The 315-nt window shown below is 51.4% G+C and carries 1 protein-coding gene; it reads left to right on the forward strand.

Features of this window, described 5'->3' with window-relative positions; translation table 11 throughout:
- Nucleotides 1–67 precede the first annotated feature (67 nt).
- On the forward strand, nucleotides 68–315 hold a 248-nt coding region (locus QEH59_RS18830), incomplete at its 3' end, for a transposase (protein ID WP_308986932.1).

Genomic DNA, 315 nt, shown 5'->3' on the forward strand with positions numbered 1-315 from the left:
GTCCAATAAAAGCTTAAATGCGTAATTTGGGCTGTACGAGAGTGCTCGAATCTCGCATATAGTTTGGATGCGAGAAAACTACCCAAGCGATCTGACAGACAAAGAATGGGCACTACTTGAGCCACTCATTCCCGGTGGTTCAATTTTGGGCCGGCCGCCGCGCTATTCGAAGCGCGACATCGTCAATGCGATTTTCTACTTGGTGCGCAGCGGATGCGCATGGAGGATGCTTCCCCACGACCTTCCACCTTGGCGTATCTGCTACCACTACTTCTCAAAGTGGAAACACGAAGGCGTTTGGGAGGCGATCCATGA

Source organism: Thalassobacterium sedimentorum (genome assembly GCF_031127905.1).
GTDB lineage: Bacteria > Verrucomicrobiota > Verrucomicrobiia > Opitutales > Coraliomargaritaceae > Thalassobacterium > Thalassobacterium sedimentorum.